This window comes from Pseudomonas sp. GW823-FHT02E01, from assembly GCF_058797535.1.
The window spans coordinates 62,959-86,727 of the sequence record NZ_JBXAJS010000013.1 but is presented as its reverse complement, the minus strand read 5'-3'; the positions used below and the strand labels follow the sequence as shown (position 1 = coordinate 86,727).

The following is a 23,769-nucleotide window of genomic DNA, read 5'->3' as shown; positions in this document are numbered from 1 at the left end:
CCATCGATGCGCTCAACTCATCAGGAGTTTCCATGACCAGCAAAATCCCCGAACCGGACCTCGGCTATCTGCAAAAAGTGCTGCTGGAAATGCTCGCCATTCCCAGCCCCACCGGGTTCACCGACACCATCGTGCGCTACGTCGCCGAACGTCTTGAAGAACTGGGCATTCCCTTCGAGATGACCCGTCGCGGCACCATCCGCGCCACGCTCAAGGGCAAGAAGAACAGCCCCGACCGCGCCGTTTCCGCCCATCTGGACACCATCGGCGCGGCGGTGCGTGCAGTAAAGGACAACGGCCGTCTGACCCTCGCACCCGTCGGCTGCTGGTCCAGCCGCTTTGCCGAGGGCAGCCGGGTCAGCCTGTTTACCGACAATGGCGTGATCCGCGGCAGCGTCTTGCCGCTGATGGCTTCCGGGCACGCATTCAATACCGCCGTGGATGAGATGCCGATCAGTTGGGATCACATCGAATTGCGTCTGGACGCCTACTGCGCCACCCGTGCCGACTGCGAGTCGCTGGGCATCAGCGTCGGCGATTTCGTCGCCTTCGACCCGCTGCCGGAGTTCACCGAAAGCGGCCACATCAGCGCCCGTCACCTCGACGACAAGGCCGGGGTGGCCGCACTGCTGGCGGCGCTCAAGGCCATTGTCGACAGTGGTGAAGAGCTGATGATCGACTGCCATCCGCTGTTCACCATCACCGAAGAAACCGGCAGCGGCGCGGCGGCGGCGTTGCCCTGGGACGTCAGTGAGTTCGTCGGCATCGACATCGCACCGGTCGCGCCTGGCCAACATTCCAGCGAGCACGCAGTGAGCATCGCGATGCAGGATTCCGGCGGGCCGTATGACTATCACCTGTCGCGCCACCTCCTGCGCCTGGCCAGCGACAACGACTTGCCGGCACGCCGGGACCTGTTCCGCTACTACTTCAGCGACGCCCATTCAGCGGTGACCGCCGGCCACGACATTCGCACCGCCCTGCTCGCCTTCGGCTGCGATGCCACCCACGGTTACGAGCGCACCCACATCGACAGCCTCGCCGCCCTGAGCCGCCTGCTCGGTGCGTACATCCTCAGCCCGCCCGTGTTTGCCAGCGATGCACAACCGGCCAAGGGCTCACTGGACCGCTTCAGCCATCAGCTTGAACATGACACACAGATGGAAAGCGATACACGGGTGCCGTCGGTGGACAGCCTGGTGGGGCAGCGGTCGGAGAGCTGATCCAGGATCTTCATCGCCAGGTATACCGCTATCGCGAGCAAGCTCGTTCCCACACTCGACCGCATTCCCATGAAAGAACCCGGTCGCCTGTGGGAACGAGCTTGCTCGCGATGGCGTCAGAGCAGACGACATCAAACCCCAGGCTAGCCGATACCGGTCATTCGCCGTAGCATCGCGCCATTGATCCAACCGAGGTGCCTATGCTGATCCCCCACGACCAACTTCAAGTCGACACCCTCACCCGCCTGATCGAGGATTTCGTGACCCGCGACGGCACGGACAATGGTGACGACACCCCCCTGGAAACCCGCGTACTGCGCGTGCGCCAGGCCTTGACCAAGGGTCAGGCACTGATTGTCTTCGACCCGGAAAGCGAGCAGTGCCAACTGATGCTCAAGCACGATGTGCCCAAGCACCTGTTCGACTGAAGTCTTCAGCGTCCCTTGGTTTTCGCCAGTTTGTTCTGGATGCGTTCGTAGATTTCACAGCGGTGCACATTGACGTCCTGAGGCGCTTCAACGCCAAAGCGGATGTTGCTTCCGTTGATCGCGAGAACGCGCACGGAAATGTTTTCACCGATGGAAATGGTTTCGCCCACAACGCGAGTGAGTACGAGCATGAGGAGTGTCCTTCAGGGGTTTCTGGCCCTTGAAGATGCCCGGCCCGCGGTACGCCTACAATGCTCCGACAGCAAACCAGACCGGACTGACAGCCCTTGACGCACACCACTTACGGAAAGGTCTGACAGACCGGTTGATTGTAGGACCGATCTGTCAGGACGCGGAGAATCGCGGCCCGAACAGAATGATGCTCGCGCCGATCACACACAGCGCCACGCCGAGCCAGTCCGAACCCAGCGGACGAATCCGCTCAACCACGGCCAGCCAGCCGATTGAGGCAATGATGTAGATGCCGCCGTAAGCGGCGTAGGCGCGGCCGGCGTAGGTGGCTTCGATCCGGGTCAGCAGCAGGGCGAACAGGGTCAGGCTCAGGAGCGCCGGCACCACCCACCACATGCTTTTCCCCTGGCGCAGCCACATCCAGAAAGCAAAGCAACCGGCAATTTCGAACAGCGCGGCGACGAAAAACCACAGGTAATTGAGCATGCAAGCGTCTCGCGAGGATGGCCGATGGCGGCCACCCTAACCACAGCGTTGCCTGCGGGCAAGATCAGCTTGCGGATTGCCTGGCCTTGGCGCGCATTTTGTCGGCCATGGCGGTCATTTCGTTGTAGAGCAATTGCGGGTTCTTCTGCTTGATCGCCCAGGCCATGCGGCCCTGTTCGTGGGGCAGAATCATGAACTCGCCGGCGGCGACCTGCTGATAGATGTAGTCGGCGATGTCGGCGGCGCTGATGGGCGAGCTTTCCAGCAACTTGCCGACCTGGGCTTTCATGGCCGGGGTCGGACCACGGAAGGAGTCCAGCAGGTTGGTCTGGAAGAACGACGGACACACCACATGCACGCCGACTTCCTGATGCGCCAGCTCGATCAGCAGGCTTTCGGACAATGCCACCACGCCCGCCTTGGCCACGTTGTAGTTGCTCATCGCCGGGCCTTGCATCAGCGCGGCCATGGACGCGATGTTAATGATCTTGCCTTTGCTTTTTTCCAGCAGTGGCAGGAAAGCCTTGCAGCCCTTGACCACGCCCATCAGGTTGATCGCGATCTGCCAGTCCCAGTCCTCCAGGGACAACTCACTGAAGAACCCGCCAGACGCTACACCCGCGTTATTGACGATGACATCGATGCCGCCGAGTTTGACCTCGCAGGCCTGGGCGAACGCTGTCAACTGGCTGTAATCGCGTACGTCGCAGCGCTGGATGAAACCGTCGCCGCCCGCTTCGCGGACCAGCTTGAGGGTTTCCTGCAAGCCGGGCTCGCTGACGTCCGACAAAGCCAGTTGCCAGCCTTCACGCGCCCAGCGCAGCGCGATTTCGCGACCCAGGCCAGAGCCTGCACCAGTGATCATCATGCGATTTTGCATAGCAGACAGCCTTGTTGTTCTTGGAAGATGCACCGAGTGTAGCGAAGGAAATTGCCCGACCCACGCTCCATCAGATTGCTGAATGGCCCGAGCAAACTGCGGGAGCGTCTGACGCAATCAAGGCAACTACAAAAAATAAGAACCCGTGCGAAATACTTCAAAAAAACTTGGAATTTTCCTGCAAACGCAATAGTCCGAATTTTTAAGCAGCTCGAATTTACTTCATTCCCGCTGACCTTGATTGGCATGGTCAATCCACTGCATTTTCGACAAGGAAATAGACATGGGCACAATACTGATCATCATTCTGATCCTGTTACTGATCGGTGGTTTACCGGTCTTCCCGCACTCCAGAAGTTGGGGTTACGGCCCGTCCGGTATCATCGGCGTCGTATTGGTGGTGCTGTTGATCCTGCTCTTGCTTGGCCGAATATAAGTATCCGCCAGGCAAAAAAAAGAGGCCCTTGAAGGGCCTCTTTTTTTGCGTCACAACTTAGTCCGGCTTGCCATCAACAACACCGGCGGTGTTGTCCAGCAGACTCTTGGTCGCTGTTTGCAGGAACGCTTCGAGCTTGAGTTTCAACTCGGCGGTACGCGGCGCATCAGCAATGACTTCGGCGCGAGGGTTGGCACCCAATTCATACTGATACAACTTCGGCGCCATGTCCTTGTCCTTCGGCAGGACCAGAATCTGGTCCGCGGTGAGGACGGCCGTGGTCTGCTCACTGCCCGACGGCTTGATCACACCAATACCGGCGTCGCCTTCCGGCAGGTTGAGCAGGTCGCGTCCCCAGCACTGATGACGTACTTCGCCACCGATGCGGCCCATGATGGTCGGCACGATGTCGATCTGAGTGCCCACGGTGTGGTCACGCTGGCCGAACTTTTCCTGGATGCCCGGCGCGATCATCAGCATCGGCACGTTGAAGCGGCCCAGGTCCATTTCGGTGATCTGCCGTTCGTTACCAAAACCGTGGTCACCGACGACGACAAACAGGGTTTCCTTGAAGTACGGCTCCTTGCGGGCCTTTTCAAAGAACTGGCCCAGTGCCCAGTCCGAGTAACGCATGGCGGTCAGGTGTTCGTTCAGGTTGCCACGATCGGTCACGCGCTCGACCGGCAATGGCGTCGGCAAGGCGTAAGGCGTGTGGTTGGACAGGGTTTGCAGCAAGGCATAGAACGGCTTGCCGTTTTCCCGCGCCTTGAGCTCGACCAGGCCACGGTCGAACATGTCCTGGTCGGACACGCCCCAGGTCGGATCAGAGAACACCGGATTCACGAAATCGTTACGGCCGATGAAGTTGGTCATGCCCTGGTTGCTGAAGAAACCCGACTGGTTGTCCCAGGCGAAATCGCCGTTGTAGACATACACGTCGTCGAAGTCACGGGCGCTGAGCAACTGCGGCAGACCCGACAGCTTGTGGCTGCCTTCCGGGGTCTGCATCAGGTATTCGAAGCCCGGCAGGTTCGGGAAACAGGCCATGGTGGCGAACATGCCCTGGTGGGTATGGGTACCGTTGGAGAAGAAGCGGTCGAACAGCAAGCCTTCCTTCGACAGCTTGTCGAGGTACGGCGTGATGTTGCCTGGCCCACCCAGCGCACCCACCGAGTGACCGGCCATGCTTTCCATCAGGATCACGACGACGTTCTTGATCGGCAAGGTCTTGTCGGCTGGCGGGGTGTAATCGCGACGTACCGCCGCGGTCTCGCCATCCACCAGTTTGTCATCCGCCATCACCAGCATGTCACGCACCACTTGCTGGGCTTGTGGCTGTGGCAGCGTGGCTTTCCAGATATTGTCGCGATCCTCGGACATCCGGCTCTTGGCGGCGGCGACCAGAGAAAGCGTACCGTTGAGACCCAACTGGTTGGCGAAGTTGGAATCTGTGGTGTAGACATCACCCCAGCGCATCGGCGGGCCTTGGCGCAAGGTGCCACGGGCCGCGACGACGCAGATCAGCAGGCAAACCACGAACACGCCAATGCGTGCATACCACGGCGCGACCTTGCGTGTGCCGATGCTGCCGCCACTGAACGGGCCACGAGGGCGGGTCGCACGGTCGGCGCCCTTGAATGCCATGCTCAGGATCACGGTACCCAGAGCCCACGCCAGCAGATAGCGGACCACCGGAAAACCATACCAGAGCATGCTGGCCACGGTTTTCGGGTCTTCCTTGACGTACTGGAAGACCAGGCCGTTGAGGCGCTGGTGGAATTCACGATAAAAGTCCATCTCCATCAGGCCCAGGAACAGCGCGATGCTGGAGACCACTGTCAGCCAGAGTCGGAACAGCCCGCGTGCCGCCATGGCCCGGACGCTGAACAAGGCCAGCAGCAACGGAATACTGAGATAGACCACCAGGCGCAGGTCGAAACGCAGACCGTTGGCGAATGCCTCGAGGAAGGTCGAAGCCGGTGTGTCGAGGATCATCGAGCTGTTGTAAGCCAGCAGCGCGACGCGCAGCAGACTGAACATGACCATCATGACCAGGGCACACAACAGCGTGTAGGCCAGATGCGATTTGACGGTCGGTTGCAGCAGGCGACTAGAAGCTCGCTGCTGACTCAGGGCGTCCGGGATTGCCATGTCGTTTTAGGACCCATTGGAAGTTGAAGTTTCAAAAATACAGCTGCGCCTTGCCCTCTTTTCGGCCCGTACCAGGCCTGGGGGTTTGCGCGGTGCGCAAATGTTGCACGATCAACGGCAGCATTGCCATTGATAACTACCCTCATCCCGAGTCTTTCATCCTGCATTCAGCCATACGCTGCGCGTTACGGGAGAGCCGGCGAATTGTCTTGGAGAGTGGGTGAAAATTTCGTGCAACGCATATCCGGAAACAAATTAAAACCTGAGCATCGTTCAAAAAAGCAAACGCCCCGATCGAGTCGGGGCGTCACGAAGTCACCTCAAAAGAGTGACACAATTACTTCTCGGCGCGTTCCTTGAGGGCTTTCAAGGTATTGAACGGGGCATCCACCACGAACTTGTTGGCCACCATCGACGGCACGCTGCCGCCCGGCTCGGTGTGCACCTGATAGGTCACTTCGATCTGGTCGCCCTTGGGTACGAACTTCCAGAAACCGTCGACCTTGGTGACCCGGACGAAGCCTTTTTCTTCAGGAATGTATTTCGGCACGCCTTCGAGCTTGCGGGTCAGGCTGCCATCGGCCCCTTCGATGGTGGTGATGTGCAACACCGAATCACGGGGAGTAACCGGCCAAGGGGTGTTGAACTGAGTGTAGGTCCAGCTCTGCTCACCTTCGTGCTTGAGCAGCTTCTGGGTTTTGCATTCGTGAATCCAGGCGCAGGCTCCGGACACGTCGTCCTGCAACGCACGCAGCTTGGCCATGGTGGTCTTCATCAGCGTGACGCCCTGGTAGGCCTTGTAGTCGGAGCCGGCCACTTCACTCAGGGAGATCTTGATGCCGTCTTCGTCTTTCTTGACCTTCCAGTCTTCGGCCTGGGCCGTCGAGGTAGCCAGCACAACCGTCAAACCACACAGCACAGCCATACGATGCAGCGAACCCATAGTCTTATTCCTTATTGTTGAAGTTCCGTTCGTAGAACACATCACGCCGCCGTCATTTGCTCCCACCAGCCAATCAACCGGATGGCTTCTTCGCTGCTGTTTCCGCACACCTCGGGGTCGGCCTCGAAGGCAGAACACACCGCCGGCCGTTCCGGCTGGCCGAAAATACTGCACAGGTTATCGGAGGAAAGTTGCAGGCAACGCTGCCCCGCGGCCTTGCCATTGGGCATACCGGGAATCGGCGAACTGATGGAAGGGGCAATGCAACAAGCGCCACAGCCCTCACGGCATTTCATGACGACAAGCTCCTCGCGACGAGCAATGTGTTAATGGACGGGGCACAGAGTACCCGTTAAAACAGTTGTTTTAAATTACCTGCGGGCGGGTTTTTCAACGCAAACGAGCATGACCGGCCAGTCTCCGACAAAGCGTCTGGCCTGCGGCTCGCGGATCCTGACGGGGTTACTGCTTGAACTCGAAATCCAGTGCCGCGCCTTCGACCTCGTGGCGTTCTTCATTTCGCAGTTGCAGCTGCATTTCGTTGCTGAGCAGGCGGCCGTTGAGCTGGAACTCGCTGTTGCCGCTTTTGTCACCGAACATCTGGGGTAACAACGGTTCGCGCCTGACCAACGGCACCGTTCCGACCGGCTTGAGCTCTTGAACCATATCCTTGGGCAAGCTCAGATCCAGTTTGGTAGATGGAAGCTCAGTCTTTGCCACCTCGCTGGCCGGTTTCGATTTGGAGGCAATGGGCGGACGCTTTTTCACGGGCGTCGCCTGCTTACCGGCCACCGAGGCTTTTTTGACAGGTGCGGTTTCTATCGGTGCGACGTGGAAACTGCCGGTAGTCTGATCCTGCTCGGTGGCAGCCACGACGGATGCCGGCTGAATACTCGCAATCAGGCAGAGCCAAAGCCAGGCGGCAGGAAAAGTCGGTTTCATGTATCCAACGGTGGGTGCAAACGGCAGAGATGCATATGCTCGCCTGTTGCAGCCCACAAGACAAGCGCAGTCGCAGCCTGTTACAAACCGCCAGCCATCTCCTGGCAGAGTTGGGTGGCCAGCATGCCCAGGGTCATCAATGCACGCTCGGCCTCGCGGTTCCACGGGGTGCCGCAGTTGAGCCGGATGCAGTGATTGAATTGCTCGGTATTACTGAAGATCAGTCCCGGCGCGATACTGATGCCCTGCTGCAATGCCCGCACGTGCAACTCTTGCGTGTTGACCCGCCCCGGCAGACTGACCCACAGAATGAAGCCACCGGTAGGTCGGGTCATCTGCGTGCCTTCAGGGAAATACTGTTGCACGGCCAATTGGAAGGCGCTGAGGTTTTTCCGGTACTCCTGACGGATGAAGCGCAAATGCCGGTCGTACCCGCCATTTTCCAGGTACGCGGCAATGCCCATCTGGGTCACGCTGCACGCGGAATGTGTACTGAAGGTCTGCAAGCGCTGGATTTCCTGCTGATACTTGCCGGCAATCATCCAGCCGATCCGCACGCCAGGCGACAGGGTCTTGGAGAAGCTCGAGCAATAGATCACCCGGTCCAGCCGATCGTAGGCCTTGAGAGACTTGGTGCGCCCCTGCTCGAACATCAGCTCACCGTAGATATCGTCTTCGACAATCTGGATATCGAAGTCCGACGCCAGGCGCAGCAATTGTTTCTGCCGCTCCTCCGGCATGGTGCCGCCCAACGGATTGCTCAGGCGGGTGGTCAGCACCAACGCCTTGATCGACCATTGGTTGGCCGCCAGTTGCAGGGCTTCCAGGCTCATGCCCGTGGCTGGATCACTGGGGATCTCGATGACCTTGAGCCCCAACAGGTCGGCCAGTTGCAGCAACCCGTAATAGGTCGGCGACTCGGCCGCGATCAGATCGCCCGGACGGGTCAGCACACGCAAGGACATCTGCAGCGCATCGACGCAACCGTGGGTGATCACCACCTCCGACGGATCGACCACCACGCCGGCATCGCGCATGCGGATCGCCACCTGTCGGCGCAACGGCTCGAAACCAGGGCTGAACATGTAGCTGAAGGCCCGCGGGCTATGGAAACGGGTGACTTTGGCCAATTGCTGATGCAGTGCCCGCACCGGCAAATAGTCGACACTCGGCACCGCAGCGCCCAGCGGGAAGACACCTTCACGACGGGACTCGACCAGGACTTGCTGAATGATGCTGCTGCGGGTGACCAGGCCAGGGCGCTCGACCCGGGCGATGTCCGGCGTCGGCGCGGTGAGTGCCGGCGTCTGGTGCACGTAGTAACCCGACTGCGGCCGGGCGCGGATCAGCCCCTGATCCTCGAGATTGGCATACGCCTGCAACACCGTCGCATGGCTGACATTGAGCTGCGAGCTCATCTTGCGCACCGAAGGCACGCGCTCCCCCGGCTGATAGACCCCACGGCGGATGTCTTCGGCCAGTTGTTGAGCAATACGTTGATAGAGCAAAAGATTGGTCATGACGCAGCACTCGATTTCACGGGCATTTTATTCTTGTGTGAAACAATACCGGAACAGTTTAGAAGTGTACGGGGACAGTTGCCACAATAGTCGACCGTACAGTGCAGTGTCAGCAAAATCTGTACTGTTTTGTGCGGTAATCGGCAGGCAAAAAAAACCCGGCACTGCATGGCAGGCCGGGCTTTCCAGCGACGCAACCCTTAGCGGGCAGCGCCGAGCTGGCCCTTTTCATCGGAAAACACAATTTCCACCCGACGATTCTGCGCCCGGCCCCGTTCCGACGCGTTCGCGTCCACCGGATACTCGTCGCCATAACCCTCGACCTGGATGCGCTTGTCGTCGATACCCAGGTCCATCAGCACGTCAGCCACCGATTGCGCGCGGTCGCGGGACAGCTTGAGGTTTTCCTGCTTGCCCCCGGTACTGTCCGTATAACCTTCGATCCGCACCACTCGCTTGGGGTTGAGTTGCAGGAACTGCACGATCTTCAACACCACACGGTTGGCCGACGGTTTCAATTCCGCTTCACCAGTGTCGAACAGCATGTCGCCCAAGGTCATCACCAGCCCGCGGTCGGTCTGGCTGGTCGTCAATGCCAGGATCTGCTCCTCGAGCCATTTGCCTTGCTGCTGCACGCTGAACAGTTTGGACTCACGCAATGCCAGTTGCAGACGCTGCCGCTCCAGTTCGAGTTTTGCCGCTTGCTCTTCGTTGAGCACCTGATTGGTGTGCTCCCGGGCAATGGCGCTGTAGCGCTGGCTCAGGTAGGCGTAATGCACCACGTCCGAACCGCTGCCCCAATAGCTGGACAGGCGATCGGCACGGGCCAGGGACTCACCGGCGCGAATCACGTCCTTGGGGGCGATTCGCAGCACATTGGAGTCTTCCTTGACCTTCTGAAAGTCGGCACTGGCCTGCTGCAACGCGGACTCGCTGTGCTGGCTGGCGCAGCCAAAGAGGCTCGCGCAGCCTGCCAGGATCAAACCGCCGAGGGCTTTGCTCTTGAGGCTCATTGGGCATCTCCCAGTTGCTTGCGCAGGCGGGCGATGCGGGTGTTGAGCACGTTCAACTGTTCCTCGCTCTTGGCCGTCAACACCTTGGCTTCAGCCAGGCGCGCATCGAGTTCGGCCTGTTCGGCCCGCATGCGTGCGTTTTTGAAGGATTGATCGGTCATGTTGCCCTTGGCGCGGTTGAACTTGTCTTCGGCCAGTTTCATTTCCGGCACATCGTCGGCGGTGGCGCCTACGGCCTTGGCCTGTTCGAGTGCCTGTTCGGTCAGGCGAATCTGTTCATTCGGCGCAGGATCGGTTGCACAACCCGCCAGGGCGGCAAAGGCCACGGCAGCGAAAAGAGGTCGAATACTCACTGAAAATCCTTACTGTTTTGGGGTACTGACGGGTTGTTGCGGGGGGCTTGGCTGTGGTTGTGAGCGTTGCGCTTTCCATCGCTCGATATTGCGCATCAGCACGGCCTCCGTCAGTCCGGACGCGGGCAATTCTGTCATCTTTTTGGCCAACTGTCCGCGCAACCACGGATCGTTGCACGCCGAGTCATGGGAAATCGCCAGGTACAGGCCAGGCTTGTCGACCGGTTGCGAGCGCGCGACCAGGTCAGCGGCCATGCCCAGTGTCTGTGCGGTCGCCATGCCCGAGTAACGCCCTGCCAGTACAAACTCGACTTCGCCCAACAGTAGTTTCTGAAAGGCCTGGGTCAGGTTGGACGTGCGCGTGAGAGTCAGTTGCTGTTCGGCAAAGGTGCTGAATAGCGGGGTCATTCGGGCCTTTTCCGACACGGCACCGGGATGGCCGTGCAGGTCCTGTGCTTCGTTGTAGACCAGTGTCGAGTCCTTGCGAGTCCAGACCAGGTAGTCGTTTTCCAGCAAGGCTGGATGGATGTAGTCCAGGGTCTCCAGTTCGCTGACGGTCAACGTCGCGTCCGCCAGCATGTCCATGCGCCCGCTGCGCACTTCGTCCAGGGCCTGGGCGCGTTTTCCGGCATAAAGCAGTTCGACCTTGAGCCCCAACTCCCCCGCCACTTGCTGCAGCAAATCGGCGCTGGCACCGATCAGGTATTTGGGATTGTGCGGGTCTTGCCACAGGTACGGCGGTGCATCCGGGCTGCCGGTGACCACCAGCCGCTCGCATTTACCCGCGGCGACAGACAGCGCCGGCAATAGCGTCAATCCCAGCAAGCTCCACACACAGCGCAGATCCATGGCTTCACACTCCACTCATACTTGGTTATGCCCCCTGTAGGAGCGAGCCTGCTCGCGATGGATTCAAAGACACCGCGTTTATCCAGGATCGACGCGTCATCGTTAACGTCCATCGCGAGCAAGCTCGCTCCTACAGAATGAAGAGCAAAAAAAAGCCCGACCAAAAGGCCGGGCTCTTTATAAGTGAAGCAGCCGGATTAGACCAGCTTCTCCAACTCAGGGATGGCTTCGAACAGGTCCGCCACCAGGCCGTAATCGGCCACCTGGAAGATCGGCGCTTCTTCGTCCTTGTTGATCGCAACGATCACTTTGGAGTCTTTCATGCCGGCCAGGTGCTGGATCGCGCCGGAGATACCGACGGCGATGTACAGCTGTGGTGCAACGATCTTGCCGGTCTGACCGACCTGCATGTCGTTGGGAACAAAACCTGCGTCGACCGCGGCGCGCGATGCACCGACGGCAGCGCCCAGCTTGTCGGCCAGGGCGTACAGGTGTTTGAAGTTGTCGCCGTTCTGCATGCCGCGACCGCCGGAAACGACGATCTTGGCAGCGGTCAGTTCCGGACGATCGGACTTGGCCAGTTCTTCGCCAACGAAGCTGGAGATGCCAGCGTCGTGGGCAGCGCCAACAGCTTCAACGGCAGCGGAGCCACCTTCGGCTGCAACCGGGTCGAAACCGGTGGCACGCACGGTGATCACCTTGACCGCAGCGTTCGACTGAACGGTAGCGATGGCGTTACCGGCGTAGATCGGGCGCTTGAAGGTGTCAGCGCTTTCTACCGAGATGATCTCGGAGATCTGGTCAACGTCCAGTGCAGCGGCAACGCGCGGCAGGATGTTTTTGCCGTTGGAAGTAGCGGCAGCCAGGATGTGGCTGTAGCCCTTGCCCAGCTCTGCAACCAGAGGAGCGACGTTTTCCGGCAGCTGGTGAGCGTAGGCAGCGTTATCGGCTACCAGCACTTTAGCCACGCCAGCGACTTTCGCAGCGGCTTCAGCCACGGCGCCAGCGCCCTGACCTGCAACCAGCACGTGGATGTCGCCACCGATTTTGGCGGCAGCAGCAACGGTGTTCAGCGTGGCCGGGGCCAGCACTTTGTTGTCGTGTTCAGCAATAACCAAGATAGTCATTTAGATTACCTTCGCTTCGTTTTTCAGTTTCTCGACCAGTTCAGCCACCGACTTGACTTTGATACCCGCGCTGCGTGCAGCCGGCGCTTCGACTTTCAAAGTCTTGTTGGTGGAGGCGGTGGAAACGCCCAAAGCATCCGGAGTCAGCACTTCGAGAGGCTTCTTCTTGGCTTTCATGATGTTTGGCAGAGACGCGTAGCGCGGCTCGTTCAAACGCAGGTCGGTGGTGACGATCGCCGGCAGCTTCAGGGAAACTGTCTGCGCGCCGCCGTCGATTTCACGGGTCACAGCTACGCTGTCGCCGCTGATTTCGACTTTCGAAGCGAACGTGCCCTGCCCGTAACCGCTCAATGCAGCAAGCATCTGGCCAGTCTGGTTGTTGTCGCTGTCGATGGCCTGTTTGCCAAGGATCACCAGCTGAGGCTGTTCCTTGTCGACAACAGCTTTCAACAGTTTGGCAACAGCCAGGGAAGTCAGGTCTTCGGCGGACTCGACGAGGATGGCGCGGTCGGCACCCAGAGCCAGCGCAGTGCGCAGTTGCTCTTGAGCGGTGGACGGGCCTACGGAGACGACGACGATTTCAGTCGCAACACCCTTCTCTTTCAGGCGTACGGCTTCTTCCACGGCGATTTCGCAGAACGGGTTCATCGACATCTTGACGTTGGCAAGATCGACGCCGGAATTGTCCGCCTTGACGCGAACCTTGACGTTGTAATCCACAACGCGTTTGACAGCTACAAGAACCTTCATGGATTCCTCGTTACTCTCCGGTGAAAAGAAAGTCGCCTAGGCGAACCTGGCGGTTGATGCTCATCGGGCGCAAGGGCACCTCCAAAAACGCCGGCAAAGCTGTCAAGTGACCATCGCTCATGATCTGGATGACCGTTGGTCAGTGGTGACTGACGAGTCATTCAACATCGCGGCGTGTAAACTGCACATCAAACCCGCGCAGCGCATCACTCTCTACTGCCATCGCCCTGTCTTTAGAGGTGCTCTTGAAACCAACAGCCAGCCTACGGCGAGCGCAAAACCGCCCGTATCTTGACCGGAACGCCTATTCCGGTCAATACGCCAAAATGGCCGTTCATAAGGCGCGTGACTTTGATTTCTCTGGCTTTGAGCCAATTCAAACAAACGTTTGTATTGGACGCTGAGAGTGGTGTAGATATAATGCGCCACCAAAAGAGAAAGGTGGTCAATCGATTGTCCTCTTCCGGCGTTGCGCCGGAATTCATGGATGCGACACCCGACTTCCAAATTAGAAAAAAAACTGTTGAGCCTTGAGTAGGAGATAACCTGTGGAACGCGAATACATGGAATTCGACGTGGTCATCGTCGGTGCCGGCCCCGCTGGTCTTTCCGCCGCCTGCCGCTTGAAGCAGAAGGCCGCCGAAGCCGGTAAGGAAATCAGCGTCTGCGTGGTCGAAAAAGGCTCCGAAGTCGGTGCTCACATTCTGTCCGGCGCCGTGTTCGAACCACGGGCCCTGAACGAACTGTTCCCGAACTGGAAAGAACTCGGCGCGCCGCTGAACACGCCCGTCACCCGCGACGACATCTTCGTGCTCAAGAACGCTGAAAGCGCGCAGAAAATTCCAGACTTCTTTGTGCCCAAGACCATGCACAACGAAGGCAACTACATCATCTCCCTGGGCAACCTGTGCCGCTGGCTGGCCCAGCAGGCCGAGAACCTGGGCGTGGAAATCTACCCTGGCTTCGCCGCTCAGGAAGCGCTGATCGACGAAAACGGCGTGGTTCGCGGGATCATCACCGGCGACCTGGGCGTTGACCGCGAAGGCAACCCGAAGGAAGGCCTGTACACTCCGGGCATGGAATTGCGTGGCAAGTACACGCTGTTCGCCGAAGGTTGCCGTGGCCACATCGGCAAGCAACTGATCAAGCGCTTCAACCTGGACACTGACGCTGATGCCCAGCACTACGGCATCGGCCTGAAGGAAATCTGGGAAGTCGACCCGGCCAAGCATCAGCCAGGCCTGGTAGTGCACACCGCCGGTTGGCCGATGGACATCATGGGCACCGAGAACACCGGTGGCTCGTTCCTCTATCACCTGGAAAACAACCAGGTCGTGGTTGGCCTGATCGTCGACCTGTCCTACAGCAACACCTACCTGTCGCCGTTCGACGAGTTCCAGCGTCTCAAGCATCACCCGGTGCTTGCTCAGTACCTGGAAGGCGGCAAGCGCATCAGCTACGGCGCACGTGCCATCTGCAAGGGCGGCCTGAACTCGCTGCCGAAAATGGTGTTCAAGGGCGGCGCGCTGATCGGTTGCGACCTCGGTACCCTGAACTTCGCCAAGATCAAAGGCAGCCACACCGCGATGAAGTCGGGCATGCTCGCCGCTGAATCCGTGGCCGAGGCGCTGTTCGCCGAGAAGGACGGCACCGAAGAGCTGACCACTTATGTGGACGCGTTCAAGAAGAGCTGGCTCTACGAAGAACTGTTCGCCAGCCGCAACTTCGGCCCGGCGATCCACAAGTTCGGCGCCATCGTCGGCGGCGGTTTCAACTGGCTCGACCAGAACATCTTCGGCGGCAAACTGCCGTTCACCCTGCACGACACCAAGCCGGATTACGCTTGCCTCAAGCTCGCGGCCGACTGCAAGAAGATCGACTACCCGAAACCGGACGGCAAGCTCAGCTTCGACAAATTGAGCTCAGTGTTCATCTCCGGTACCAACCACGAAGAAGAACAGCCGTGCCACCTGAAGCTGGCCGACGCGAGCATCCCGATCAGCAAGAACCTGCCGCTGTACGATGAGCCGGCACAGCGTTACTGCCCGGCCGGCGTGTATGAAGTGATCACCAAGGAAGACGGCGAGAAGCGCTTCCAGATCAACGCCCAGAACTGCGTTCACTGCAAGACCTGCGACATCAAGGATCCTGCTCAGAACATCACCTGGGTGGCGCCGGAAGGTGCCGGCGGCCCGACTTACCCGAACATGTAAGCCGAACCGCTGAACATCAAGGCTCCCGAAACGGGGGCCTTTTTGTTGCGTGCGATTCAGGACATAACACCGCCCCCTGTGGGAGCGAGCTTGCTCGCGATAGCGGAGTGTCAGTCGACATAAATGTTGGATGTTAAGCCGCTATCGCGAGCAAGCTCGCTCCCACAGGGGATCTATTACCAACTCAGGCAGCGCGTTCATCCCCGGGATTACGCTCGAAGTACCGCTTGTACTCGCGACTGAACTGCGACGTGCTCTGATACCCCACCCGATGCGCCACCTGCGCCACACCTAGCCCCTCCCCCACCAACAACTGCTGCGCCCGCAGCAGACGCAATCGCTTCAGGTACTGCACCGGTGACAACAAGGTGCTGCGCTTGAAATGCTCGTGAAAGGTCGACGCACTCATGTTGGCGCAACTGGCCAGGGTCTCGACGTTCAACGGTTCGGTGTAATGCGCATGCAGATGACTGAGGGATGCCGCGATCCGGGCGAACTGCCCCTGCTGCTCAACCAGTGCCCGCAATACATCGGCTTGCGGACCGCGCAAGGCGACGAACAGCAACTCACGCAAACGCGCTTGCCCCATGATCTGGCATTCCAGCGGATCGTGCAGGCAACGCAGCAGCCGCTCGACACAACCGCGCATGGCGTCATCGAGCACTGCCGAGGTCATGGACTCCGGTGTTTGCGCCGGAATATGCCGCACCGGCGCCAGGCCCATCGCCAACACCAACTCGCCCAGCATCACCCGGTCGATCGCGACGGAAACACCCAGCATCGGCCCGCTGGGCGCGGCAAAGGTTTCACACTCGAACGGCACCGGCAGCGCCTGAATCAGGTAATGCCCAGCACCATATTCCAGGGTGCGCGGCCCCAGGTACGCCAGTTTGCTGCCCTGGGCGATGATCACCAGGCTCGGCTCATAGATCTGCGGCCCACGGGCCACGTCGCAACTGGCCCGCAGAACCTGTACGCCCGGCAACGCAGTCGGGACGAAACCGTCGCGAGTGGACAGCGGCTCGATCAGCGAAACCAGGGTGGCATTGGCATCAAGGTAACGGGTCAACAGCATCGGGGCTCTTCACAAAAAAGGTCACGGAATAAGGGACGAAAGCATCATCGCAGGTCTGATTGCCAATGGGTTCGAACAGAGGCGGATGCCGGAGGAATAGGCATGACACCCGGAGGAATCGCCATGGCCGGTACAGGGGACGACGCCCAAAATGCGCCACCTCACCCGTCAGCGCTTTTGCGAGGTTCACCATGTACACCGCCATTGGATACGCCGCCCAGTCGGCCACCACTCCCCTCGCCCCCGTGAAATTCGAACGTCGCAGCCCAAGGCCTGACGACGTTGCCATCGAGATTCTCTACTGCGGCGTCTGCCATTCCGACATCCATCAGGCCCGCAACGAGTGGGGCATTGCCGTTTACCCGCTGATGCCTGGCCACGAAATCGTAGGCAAGGTGACCGCCGTGGGTGCGAGTGTCACCCAGCATAAAGTCGGCGATCTGGTCGGTGTCGGCTGCATGGTCGACTCGTGCCGCAGCTGCGAAGCCTGCCAGGCCAACCTCGAGCAATACTGCCTCGAAGGTCCGACCATGACCTACGCCACCCCGGACCGCGTGGATGGCAGCAACACCATGGGCGGCTACTCCGACAGCATCGTGGTCAGCGAGCACTTTGTGGTGCGTATCCCGGAAAAACTGCCCCTGGCCAGCGCCGCGCCGATCCTGTGCGCCGGCATCACCACCTACTCACCGCTCAAGCACTACGGCGTGAAGGCCGGTGACAAGGTCGGGATTCTCGGCATGGGCGGCCTGGGCCACATGGGCATCAAGTTCGCCAAGGCCATGGGCGCCGAGGTGACCTTGTTCACCCGTTCGGCGAGCAAGGCCGAAGAGGCTCGTCGTCAGGGCGCGGACCATGTGATCGTGTCCACCGATGATGCCCAGATGCAGGCTGCGGCCGGGCACTTCGATTTCCTGCTCGACACCATTCCGGTGCAGCACGACCTCAACCCTTACCTCGATACGCTGCGATTCGACGGCGTACATATCCTGGTGGGGTTGATCGAACCGGTGGAGCCACCGGTACATGCCGCCAAACTGGTGTTGGGGCGTCGCGTGCTCGCCGGCTCGCTGATCGGCGGCATCGCCGAAACCCAGGAAGTGCTGGATTTCTGCGCCGAACACAACATCACCTGCGACATCGAGATGCTCGACATCCGCCAGATCAACGAGGCTTACGCCCGCATGATCGCCGGTGACGTGAAGTACCGCTTCGTCATCGACATGGCGACCTTGAAAATCTAAACCTTTAAGCCAAGCTCCGCCGACAGCCGGGCCGTGACCCCTTTGACCAGGGGAATCAGCTCGGCCATTTTTTCCAGCGGCATGTAAGGCACGGTACTGGCAATGCTGATGCCGGCGACGATGCGCTTGCTGGCATCACGGATCGGAGCGGCCACACAGCGGATCGACGGTTCGTTGTCTTCCAGGTCGAACGCATAACCGCCGGCCACATACTCGACCATGCGCTGCTGAAACTGCTCCCAGGATTGCTCCGGGTGCTGCGGCCAGAACTGGTTTTTCCCACCCACCGGCAGGCTGACTTCGTACAGGCGCTGCCACTCTTGCGGTGAATCATCGAGCATCAGCGCCTTGCCGATCCCGGTGCGCGCCAACGGCATGCGATGGCCAACCCGCGAACGCATTTCCGGGCCATTGCGCCCCGGATTCTTGTGCAGGTACAGCACTTCGTCGCCTTCACGGATCGCCAGGTGAATGGTGTCGCCGGTCAACGCCGACAACTCATCCAGGTACGGCCCGGCCAGGGTCACCAACGGCAGCTCTTCACGGGCCTGAAAGCCCAGTTCGATCAGTTTCGGCCCCAGCAAATAACCGACTTGCGGCACCACCCGCAGATAACGCTCGTCCACCAGGCAACTGGCCAGGCGATGGGTGGTGCTGCGCGTGGTGCCGATCAGCCGGGCGATTTCCTTGAGATCGCGGGCGCCGCTGGCCACGGCCTGGACCACACCCAACCCGCGAAGCAGGGTCTGGGTGCCGGTCGGCGCGGCGTCCTTGGCGATTTTTGGGGCGTCTTCCTGCATATCCAGCCTTTACCGTTGAGCGAGTGAACGGGCGGCATTATGGTCGCCCGCGTGCCACGACTACAACTTGATACGCTCGACCTTGCCTACCAGCAAGATGTAGGACAGTGCGCCAATCAGTGCCAGCACCGAGATGTAGGTGATCGCCGGGGCAAAAGAATCACCCGTCGCGAGGAAGCCGATCACGATAGGCGTGGCAATCGCCGACAGGTTGCCGATGAAGTTGAACACACCGCCGGTCAGCCCGAGCAAACGCGCCGGAGCCAAGGTCGATACCAGCGACCAGGTAATCGAAGCCAGGCCATTGCCGAAGAATGCCAGCGCGAGGAAGGCAATCACCAACGGCGTCGACTCGACAAAGTTGGCGCCGATGATCGAGGTGGAAATCAGCAGGCCGCTGATGATCGGCAACTTGCGGGCGAAACCTACCGTGTAACCGCGACGGATCAAAAAGTCCGAGAAGAAACCGGAACACAGCACACCGATAAACGCGGCGAGAAACGGCAGCGATGCCAACAGGCCGGACTTGATGAAGTCCATGCCGCGATACTTCACCAGGTAGGTCGGGAACCAGGTGAGGAAGAACCACAGTGTCGAGTTGAGGCAGAACTGCCCGAGATAAATGCCCCAGAGCTTGCGCTTGGTCAGGACAATCCCCAGGTCGGTCCAGCTGAATTTGGCTTTGACCCTGGCCTGTTCGGCCTGGATATCCACCAGCCCGCCGCCCTCGCGGATCAAATCGATTTCCGCGTCATTGGCACCTTTGAAATCCCGTGGCTCGCGATACACCGCGTACCAGATCACCGCCCACACAATGCCCACCGCGCCAGTGGTGACGAACACCATGTGCCAGCCGAATTCGTGCTGCAGCCAGGCCAGCACCGGCGTCAGGAAGGCCAGACCGACAAATTGCCCAGAGGTATAGAAACCGATGGCCGTGGCACGCTCGCGCTCGGGGAACCAGGTGGTGACCACACGGCTGTTGATCGGGTACGCCGGCGCTTCCAGGGCGCCGACTGCCATGCGCAACACGAACAGCGCGATGAAGCTGCCGGCGAAGCCGAGCATCACCGTGGCCACCGACCACAGCAGCAAGGCAACACTGTAAAGGATGCGCGGTGGCACGCGATCCACCAGCCAGCCGCCGGGGATTTGCATGGCCGCGTAGGTCCAGCCGAACGCGGAGAAGATCAGACCGACGTGGATCGGGTCGATGCCCAGGTCACTGGTCAATGCCGGGGCAGCGATGGACAGGTTGCTGCGGTCCAGGTAGTTGATCACCACGGTGATGAACAACAGCACCATGATGAAAAAACGCTTGCGGCTGGGCGTCACCAACGACGCCTGCCCGGTGAGGGTTTGCGGTTGCATGAGGGGGTGCCTCTTCTTATGGTTATTGAGGTCAATTTGAAACTTCGTGCAGACCCCTTGTAGGAGCGAGCCTGCTCGCGATGGTGTGTCAGTCGACATCAGGCTGAATGACACACCATCGCGAGCAAGCTCGCTCCTACAGGGGATAAGTAGTGGATCAGGGAGTGATCACCACTCGGCAAAACTGCCATCGGCATGGCGCCAGATCGGGTTGCGCCAGCGGTGGCCGATGGCGGCGCGTTCGATCACGTATTCCTCGTTGATCTCGATGCCCAGGCCCGGGCCGTTCGGGATTTTCACGAAGCCTTTGTCGTAGTCGAACACCCTTGGGTCTTTGACGTAGTCGAGCAGGTCGTTGCTCTCGTTGTAATGGATGCCCAGGCTCTGTTCCTGGATGAACGCGTTGTAGCAAGCCGCGTCCAGTTGCAGGCACGCCGCCAGGGCAATCGGGCCCAACGGGCAATGCAGCGCCAGCGCCACGTCGTAGGCTTCGGCCATGTTGGCGATCTTGCGGGTCTCGGTGATGCCACCGGCGTGGGAGGCATCCGGCTGGATGATGTCGACATAACCTTCGCTGAGCACGCGCTTGAAATCCCAGCGCGAGAACAGCCGTTCGCCCAGGGCAATCGGCGTACTGGTCAGCGGCGCCAACTCTTTGAGCGCTTCGTAGTTTTCGCTCAGCACCGGCTCTTCGATGAACATCAGCTTGTACGGATCAAGCTCCTTCATCAGCACCTTGGCCATGGGCTTGTGCACCCTGCCATGGAAGTCCACGCCTATGCCGACGTTCGGGCCGACGGCATCGCGCACGGCAGCGACGTTGGCCAGGGCCTGGTCGACCTTGTCGAAGGTATCGAGGAATTGCAGCTCTTCGGTGCCGTTCATTTTTACCGCGGTAAAACCACGCTCGACCGCTTCTTTCGCCGCACGCGCGGTGTCCGCTGGACGGTCACCGCCGATCCACGAGTACACACGAATCTTGTCCCGCACCTGGCCACCCAGCAGATCGCTGACAGACACGCCCAGCGCCTTGCCCTTGATGTCCCACAAGGCCTGATCGATACCGGCCAGAGCGCTCATGTGGATCGCGCCGCCACGGTAGAAGCCGCCGCGATAGAGCACGGTCCAGATGTCTTCGATGTTGCGCGGGTCTTTACCGATCAGGTAGTCGGACAATTCTTCAACGGCAGCGGCAACGGTGTGGGCGCGGCCTTCGACCACGGGCTCACCCCAACCGGTGACGCCCTCGTCGGTTTCGACTTTGAGGAAGCACCAGCGCGGCGGAACGATGAAGGTGGTCAGTTTGGTGATTTTCATCTTTTGGCTCTCTTATTAGATGCAGCGCGCTCGGCGCTCAATGAAGTCTTAGCGAAGGGCTTTCCAGGCAGCGACGTAGGCCTCGGCATTGGCCGCCACTTGCGTAGGCGTCATGCCCGGTTTGAACAGGCCGGAACCGAGGCCGAAACCTTTGACGCCGGCGTCGATGAACGACTGCATGTTGTCCGGCGTGATCCCGCCGACCGGCGCCAGCAGGGTTCCGGCAGGCAATACGGCGAGCCAGGCTTTGACGACTGCCGGCCCCATCTGCTCGGCCGGAAACAGCTTCAGCACATCCGCGCCTTCAGCCAGTGCCGTGAAGGCTTCGGTCGGCGTGGCGACACCCGGCGACAGGTACAGCCCTGCCGCTTTCGCCGCGCGCAAGACCTTCGGATCACTATGGGGCATGACGATCACTTGGCCGCCCGCGGCTTTCACTTGCTCGACCTGCTCCGGCGTCAACACCGTACCGGCACCGATCAGGCAATCGGCGGGCAAGGTACTGCGCAGGATGCGAATACTTTCGTACGGTTCAGGGGAATTGAGCGGCACTTCGATGACGCGAAATCCGGCGGCGTACAGGACTTCGCCGATGGCCGCCGCTTCCTGCGGGCGCAGGCCACGCAGGATCGCGATCAGGCCGTTTTGCGCCAGGGCTTGTTTGAGCATGTCAGGACTCCAGTCAGGTTTAACGGGATGCGGTGCACGTGACCAGGCCGGCAGCCAACGCCAGTTGCCACAACCCGCGTTCGGTGGCCTGTTCGGCCAGGGTCACCCGGGCAAAACCGCAGGCGTCGAGCGCACGGCTGTAGCGGGCACAGAGTTGGGTGTTGCCGATGAGGATGATCGAAGGCAGATGCACACTGTTGCGTCGGCGCCGCTGGACATTGGCCACGGCCGTCAACTCGTGGCCGATCAGCAGGCCGGACAGATAGTCCGCCTGGGCGATTGCGCTCAACTCGCCGGTCAGCCCGAGACTGCGGGCGCTGAACATCGTCGACAGCAGGCCGATTTCACCGTGCGCCGACGACGCGACCTTCACGCCGCGATCAAACGCATCGCCATCGAAAGACGCGCCACATTGTTGGGTGCGTCCGAGAATGCTGTGTTGACTGAGCACTGCGAAGACTTCGCCGGTCATGAAAGTGTCGAAGTGCACGATGCAGCCGTCGGCCACTTCCACCCATTTCGAATGGCTGCCCGGCAGGCCGATCAGCAGATCAGCGCCCGCCTCGCTCGTCAGGTTTTGCAGCACGCCGAGTACCTGGGTTTCTTCGCCACGCATCACGTTCGGCAAAGGCGAACGCTCGATGACGCCGGGCACGATGTGCACATCGACGCCGCGCCGGCTGCGCACGGTTTGCAAGGAAGTACCGAGCGTGGCGACGTTCGCCGGCGTGTCCCGGTAGGCCGCTTCACTCCAACCCTGGGCGCTGCCGACCATGCCGCAGGCAATCACCGGTAAATCCGGCTGGGCGTCGAGCCAGTCGCCACAAGCCTCATCGAAGGCCAGTTCGAAACCATCGGCGCATTCCCGGCCGCCAATGATTCGCGGCGCTTTCGGCAGCTGCATGATCCCCGACGACAGCGAACGCTGTTCGAGCACTTGCCCGCCTTCGGCCAGTTTGTAAGCACGTAATGAGGTTGTCCCCCAGTCGAGCGCGATCAATTGCGCCTGCATCGCTTCACCTGTTTTGGTTTTTGGCAGTGAGTGAGCGGGACTATAAACCTGCGAGGGGACAAATCTCAATATATAAATATCAATCCCATATTGTGAGACGAGACAAAAAAATCGCAGCTCGAAGGCTGCGATCTTTTAGAAGCGATCAGTTACCCGCTGCAAAATCCCGCAACACCGCCCCATCCATCCGATAGCGCACCCACTCCTCCTGCGGCTGCGCGCCCAGGGATTTGTAGAAATCGATGGCCGGCGTATTCCATTCCAGCACGCTCCACTCGAAACGGCCGCAGTCGTTGGCGCAGGCGATTTTCGCCAGATGCCGCAACAGGGTCTTGCCCGCGCCACCGCCGCGTTGCTCCGGGGTGATGTAGAGGTCTTCGAGGTACAGGCAGTTGCTGCCAAGCCAGGTGGAATAGCTGAAGAAGAACACCGCGAAACCGATGGGTGCACCCTCGCGCAGGCAGATCAGACCATGGGCTGTGGCGCCTTCGCTGAACAGGCTGCGCTCGATATCGGCAACGCTGGCGATGACTTCATGGCGGGCACGTTCGTAGTCGGCCAGTTCAGTGATGAACGCGAGGATTTGCGGTGCGTCACTGGGGGTCGCCGGGCGGATTTCGATCGTCATGGACGTGCCTTGTCAAAAGTGGAAAACGCCATACTAAGTCGGCGCGGTATTTGTGGCGAGGGAACTGTCCCAACACCTGTAGGAGCGAGCTCGCTCGCGATGGTCGTTAACGATAACGCGTGCTTTCTGGATACACGCGGTGTTCTC

Annotated in this window: 25 protein-coding genes; 5 read left to right on the top strand and 20 right to left on the bottom strand. The window is 60.1% G+C overall.

Annotated features, from left to right (window positions below):
• The first annotated feature begins 32 nt into the window (after nucleotides 1-32).
• Both AC1RDQ_RS25630 and AC1RDQ_RS25625 read left to right on the top strand, forming a co-directional pair.
• Nucleotides 33-1,223 carry an osmoprotectant NAGGN system M42 family peptidase gene (locus AC1RDQ_RS25630; RefSeq protein WP_492588441.1) on the top strand — a complete coding sequence of 397 codons (1,191 nt, stop codon included), beginning with the start codon at nucleotides 33-35 and terminating at the stop codon, nucleotides 1,221-1,223.
• A 200-nt stretch (nucleotides 1,224-1,423) separates the two neighbouring features.
• The gene (locus AC1RDQ_RS25625; protein WP_056727184.1) at nucleotides 1,424-1,651 is read left to right on the top strand and encodes a YheU family protein; all 228 of its coding nucleotides are present in this window, start codon (nucleotides 1,424-1,426) and stop codon (nucleotides 1,649-1,651) included.
• A gap of 5 nt (nucleotides 1,652-1,656) precedes the next feature.
• Here AC1RDQ_RS25625 and csrA read toward each other — a convergent pair whose 3' ends face one another.
• The 3 genes from csrA to AC1RDQ_RS25610 form a co-directional block, all read right to left on the bottom strand.
• On the bottom strand, nucleotides 1,657-1,842 hold the full coding sequence (gene csrA, locus AC1RDQ_RS25620) for a carbon storage regulator CsrA (protein ID WP_057713749.1): 186 nt from the start codon (nucleotides 1,840-1,842) through the stop codon (nucleotides 1,657-1,659).
• A 154-nt stretch (nucleotides 1,843-1,996) separates the two neighbouring features.
• Complete coding sequence (locus AC1RDQ_RS25615) at nucleotides 1,997-2,329, bottom strand: YnfA family protein (protein ID WP_057713748.1); 333 nt, start codon at nucleotides 2,327-2,329, stop codon at nucleotides 1,997-1,999.
• Between the two features lie 64 nt (nucleotides 2,330-2,393).
• Nucleotides 2,394-3,209 carry an SDR family oxidoreductase gene (locus tag AC1RDQ_RS25610; RefSeq protein WP_057713747.1) on the bottom strand — a complete coding sequence of 272 codons (816 nt, stop codon included), beginning with the start codon at nucleotides 3,207-3,209 and terminating at the stop codon, nucleotides 2,394-2,396.
• Nucleotides 3,210-3,486: 277 nt separating this feature from the next.
• On the opposite strand from AC1RDQ_RS25610, the gene AC1RDQ_RS25605 reads away from it, so the two are divergent.
• Nucleotides 3,487-3,645 (top strand): DUF3309 family protein, encoded by a 159-nt coding sequence (locus tag AC1RDQ_RS25605; RefSeq protein ID WP_172435350.1) that lies wholly within the window; start codon nucleotides 3,487-3,489, stop codon nucleotides 3,643-3,645.
• 57 nt (nucleotides 3,646-3,702) lie between these two features.
• Here AC1RDQ_RS25605 and AC1RDQ_RS25600 read toward each other — a convergent pair whose 3' ends face one another.
• The 10 genes from AC1RDQ_RS25600 to AC1RDQ_RS25555 all read right to left on the bottom strand — a co-directional run bounded on the left by AC1RDQ_RS25600 (nucleotide 3,703) and on the right by AC1RDQ_RS25555 (nucleotide 13,293).
• Complete coding sequence (locus tag AC1RDQ_RS25600; RefSeq protein ID WP_492588440.1) at nucleotides 3,703-5,796, bottom strand: LTA synthase family protein; 2,094 nt, start codon at nucleotides 5,794-5,796, stop codon at nucleotides 3,703-3,705.
• Between the two features lie 337 nt (nucleotides 5,797-6,133).
• Nucleotides 6,134-6,739, bottom strand: a complete 606-nt coding sequence (locus tag AC1RDQ_RS25595; RefSeq protein WP_057713745.1) for an START domain-containing protein — start codon at nucleotides 6,737-6,739, stop codon at nucleotides 6,134-6,136.
• A gap of 41 nt (nucleotides 6,740-6,780) precedes the next feature.
• Entirely contained in the window at nucleotides 6,781-7,035 is a 255-nt protein-coding gene (locus AC1RDQ_RS25590; protein ID WP_057713744.1) for a YkgJ family cysteine cluster protein, read from the bottom strand.
• Nucleotides 7,036-7,201: 166 nt separating this feature from the next.
• Complete coding sequence (locus AC1RDQ_RS25585; protein ID WP_492588438.1) at nucleotides 7,202-7,681, bottom strand: translation initiation factor 2; 480 nt, start codon at nucleotides 7,679-7,681, stop codon at nucleotides 7,202-7,204.
• Between the two features lie 80 nt (nucleotides 7,682-7,761).
• On the bottom strand, nucleotides 7,762-9,201 hold the full coding sequence (locus AC1RDQ_RS25580) for an aminotransferase-like domain-containing protein (RefSeq protein ID WP_007973699.1): 1,440 nt from the start codon (nucleotides 9,199-9,201) through the stop codon (nucleotides 7,762-7,764).
• A gap of 200 nt (nucleotides 9,202-9,401) precedes the next feature.
• Complete coding sequence (locus AC1RDQ_RS25575) at nucleotides 9,402-10,214, bottom strand: OmpA family protein (protein ID WP_218494419.1); 813 nt, start codon at nucleotides 10,212-10,214, stop codon at nucleotides 9,402-9,404.
• Nucleotides 10,211-10,567 carry a DUF4398 domain-containing protein gene (locus AC1RDQ_RS25570; RefSeq protein WP_056727192.1) on the bottom strand — a complete coding sequence of 119 codons (357 nt, stop codon included), beginning with the start codon at nucleotides 10,565-10,567 and terminating at the stop codon, nucleotides 10,211-10,213. Before AC1RDQ_RS25570 ends, AC1RDQ_RS25575 begins: the two co-directional genes overlap by 4 nt.
• A 9-nt stretch (nucleotides 10,568-10,576) precedes the next feature.
• A complete protein-coding gene (locus tag AC1RDQ_RS25565) occupies nucleotides 10,577-11,416 on the bottom strand; it encodes a substrate-binding periplasmic protein (protein ID WP_492588437.1) in 840 nt (279 codons plus the stop codon).
• Nucleotides 11,417-11,613: 197 nt separating this feature from the next.
• Nucleotides 11,614-12,543 carry an electron transfer flavoprotein subunit alpha/FixB family protein gene (locus AC1RDQ_RS25560; RefSeq protein WP_008004325.1) on the bottom strand — a complete coding sequence of 310 codons (930 nt, stop codon included), beginning with the start codon at nucleotides 12,541-12,543 and terminating at the stop codon, nucleotides 11,614-11,616.
• Nucleotides 12,544-13,293: an electron transfer flavoprotein subunit beta/FixA family protein gene (locus AC1RDQ_RS25555; protein ID WP_015093946.1), complete on the bottom strand. Its 750-nt coding sequence runs from the start codon at nucleotides 13,291-13,293 to the stop codon at nucleotides 12,544-12,546. It abuts the gene before it with no gap.
• 548 nt (nucleotides 13,294-13,841) lie between these two features.
• Here AC1RDQ_RS25555 and AC1RDQ_RS25550 point away from each other — a divergent pair.
• Complete coding sequence (locus AC1RDQ_RS25550; protein ID WP_057713739.1) at nucleotides 13,842-15,506, top strand: electron transfer flavoprotein-ubiquinone oxidoreductase; 1,665 nt, start codon at nucleotides 13,842-13,844, stop codon at nucleotides 15,504-15,506.
• A 184-nt stretch (nucleotides 15,507-15,690) separates the two neighbouring features.
• Here AC1RDQ_RS25550 and AC1RDQ_RS25545 read toward each other — a convergent pair whose 3' ends face one another.
• Nucleotides 15,691-16,581: an AraC family transcriptional regulator gene (locus AC1RDQ_RS25545; protein WP_492588436.1), complete on the bottom strand. Its 891-nt coding sequence runs from the start codon at nucleotides 16,579-16,581 to the stop codon at nucleotides 15,691-15,693.
• A 191-nt stretch (nucleotides 16,582-16,772) separates the two neighbouring features.
• Between AC1RDQ_RS25545 and AC1RDQ_RS25540 the strand changes: the two genes are divergently transcribed.
• Nucleotides 16,773-17,825 (top strand): NAD(P)-dependent alcohol dehydrogenase, encoded by a 1,053-nt coding sequence (locus tag AC1RDQ_RS25540; protein WP_057713737.1) that lies wholly within the window; start codon nucleotides 16,773-16,775, stop codon nucleotides 17,823-17,825.
• Here AC1RDQ_RS25540 and AC1RDQ_RS25535 read toward each other — a convergent pair.
• The 6 genes from AC1RDQ_RS25535 to AC1RDQ_RS25510 all read right to left on the bottom strand — a co-directional run bounded on the left by AC1RDQ_RS25535 (nucleotide 17,822) and on the right by AC1RDQ_RS25510 (nucleotide 23,622).
• Entirely contained in the window at nucleotides 17,822-18,625 is an 804-nt protein-coding gene (locus AC1RDQ_RS25535; RefSeq protein ID WP_492588435.1) for an IclR family transcriptional regulator, read from the bottom strand. The genes AC1RDQ_RS25540 and AC1RDQ_RS25535 overlap by 4 nt on opposite strands.
• 60 nt (nucleotides 18,626-18,685) lie before the next feature.
• Nucleotides 18,686-19,996 (bottom strand): MFS transporter, encoded by a 1,311-nt coding sequence (locus AC1RDQ_RS25530; RefSeq protein WP_057713735.1) that lies wholly within the window; start codon nucleotides 19,994-19,996, stop codon nucleotides 18,686-18,688.
• 168 nt (nucleotides 19,997-20,164) lie between these two features.
• Nucleotides 20,165-21,313, bottom strand: coding sequence for a galactonate dehydratase (dgoD, locus tag AC1RDQ_RS25525; RefSeq protein WP_008047041.1), 1,149 nt, complete (start codon nucleotides 21,311-21,313; stop codon nucleotides 20,165-20,167).
• A 48-nt stretch (nucleotides 21,314-21,361) separates the two neighbouring features.
• The gene (locus AC1RDQ_RS25520) at nucleotides 21,362-21,982 is read right to left on the bottom strand and encodes a 2-dehydro-3-deoxy-6-phosphogalactonate aldolase (protein WP_057713734.1); all 621 of its coding nucleotides are present in this window, start codon (nucleotides 21,980-21,982) and stop codon (nucleotides 21,362-21,364) included.
• A gap of 19 nt (nucleotides 21,983-22,001) precedes the next feature.
• The gene (locus AC1RDQ_RS25515) at nucleotides 22,002-22,994 is read right to left on the bottom strand and encodes a 2-dehydro-3-deoxygalactonokinase (RefSeq protein WP_492588434.1); all 993 of its coding nucleotides are present in this window, start codon (nucleotides 22,992-22,994) and stop codon (nucleotides 22,002-22,004) included.
• 145 nt (nucleotides 22,995-23,139) lie between these two features.
• Nucleotides 23,140-23,622, bottom strand: a complete 483-nt coding sequence (locus AC1RDQ_RS25510; RefSeq protein WP_057713732.1) for a GNAT family N-acetyltransferase — start codon at nucleotides 23,620-23,622, stop codon at nucleotides 23,140-23,142.
• Nucleotides 23,623-23,769 lie beyond the last annotated feature (147 nt).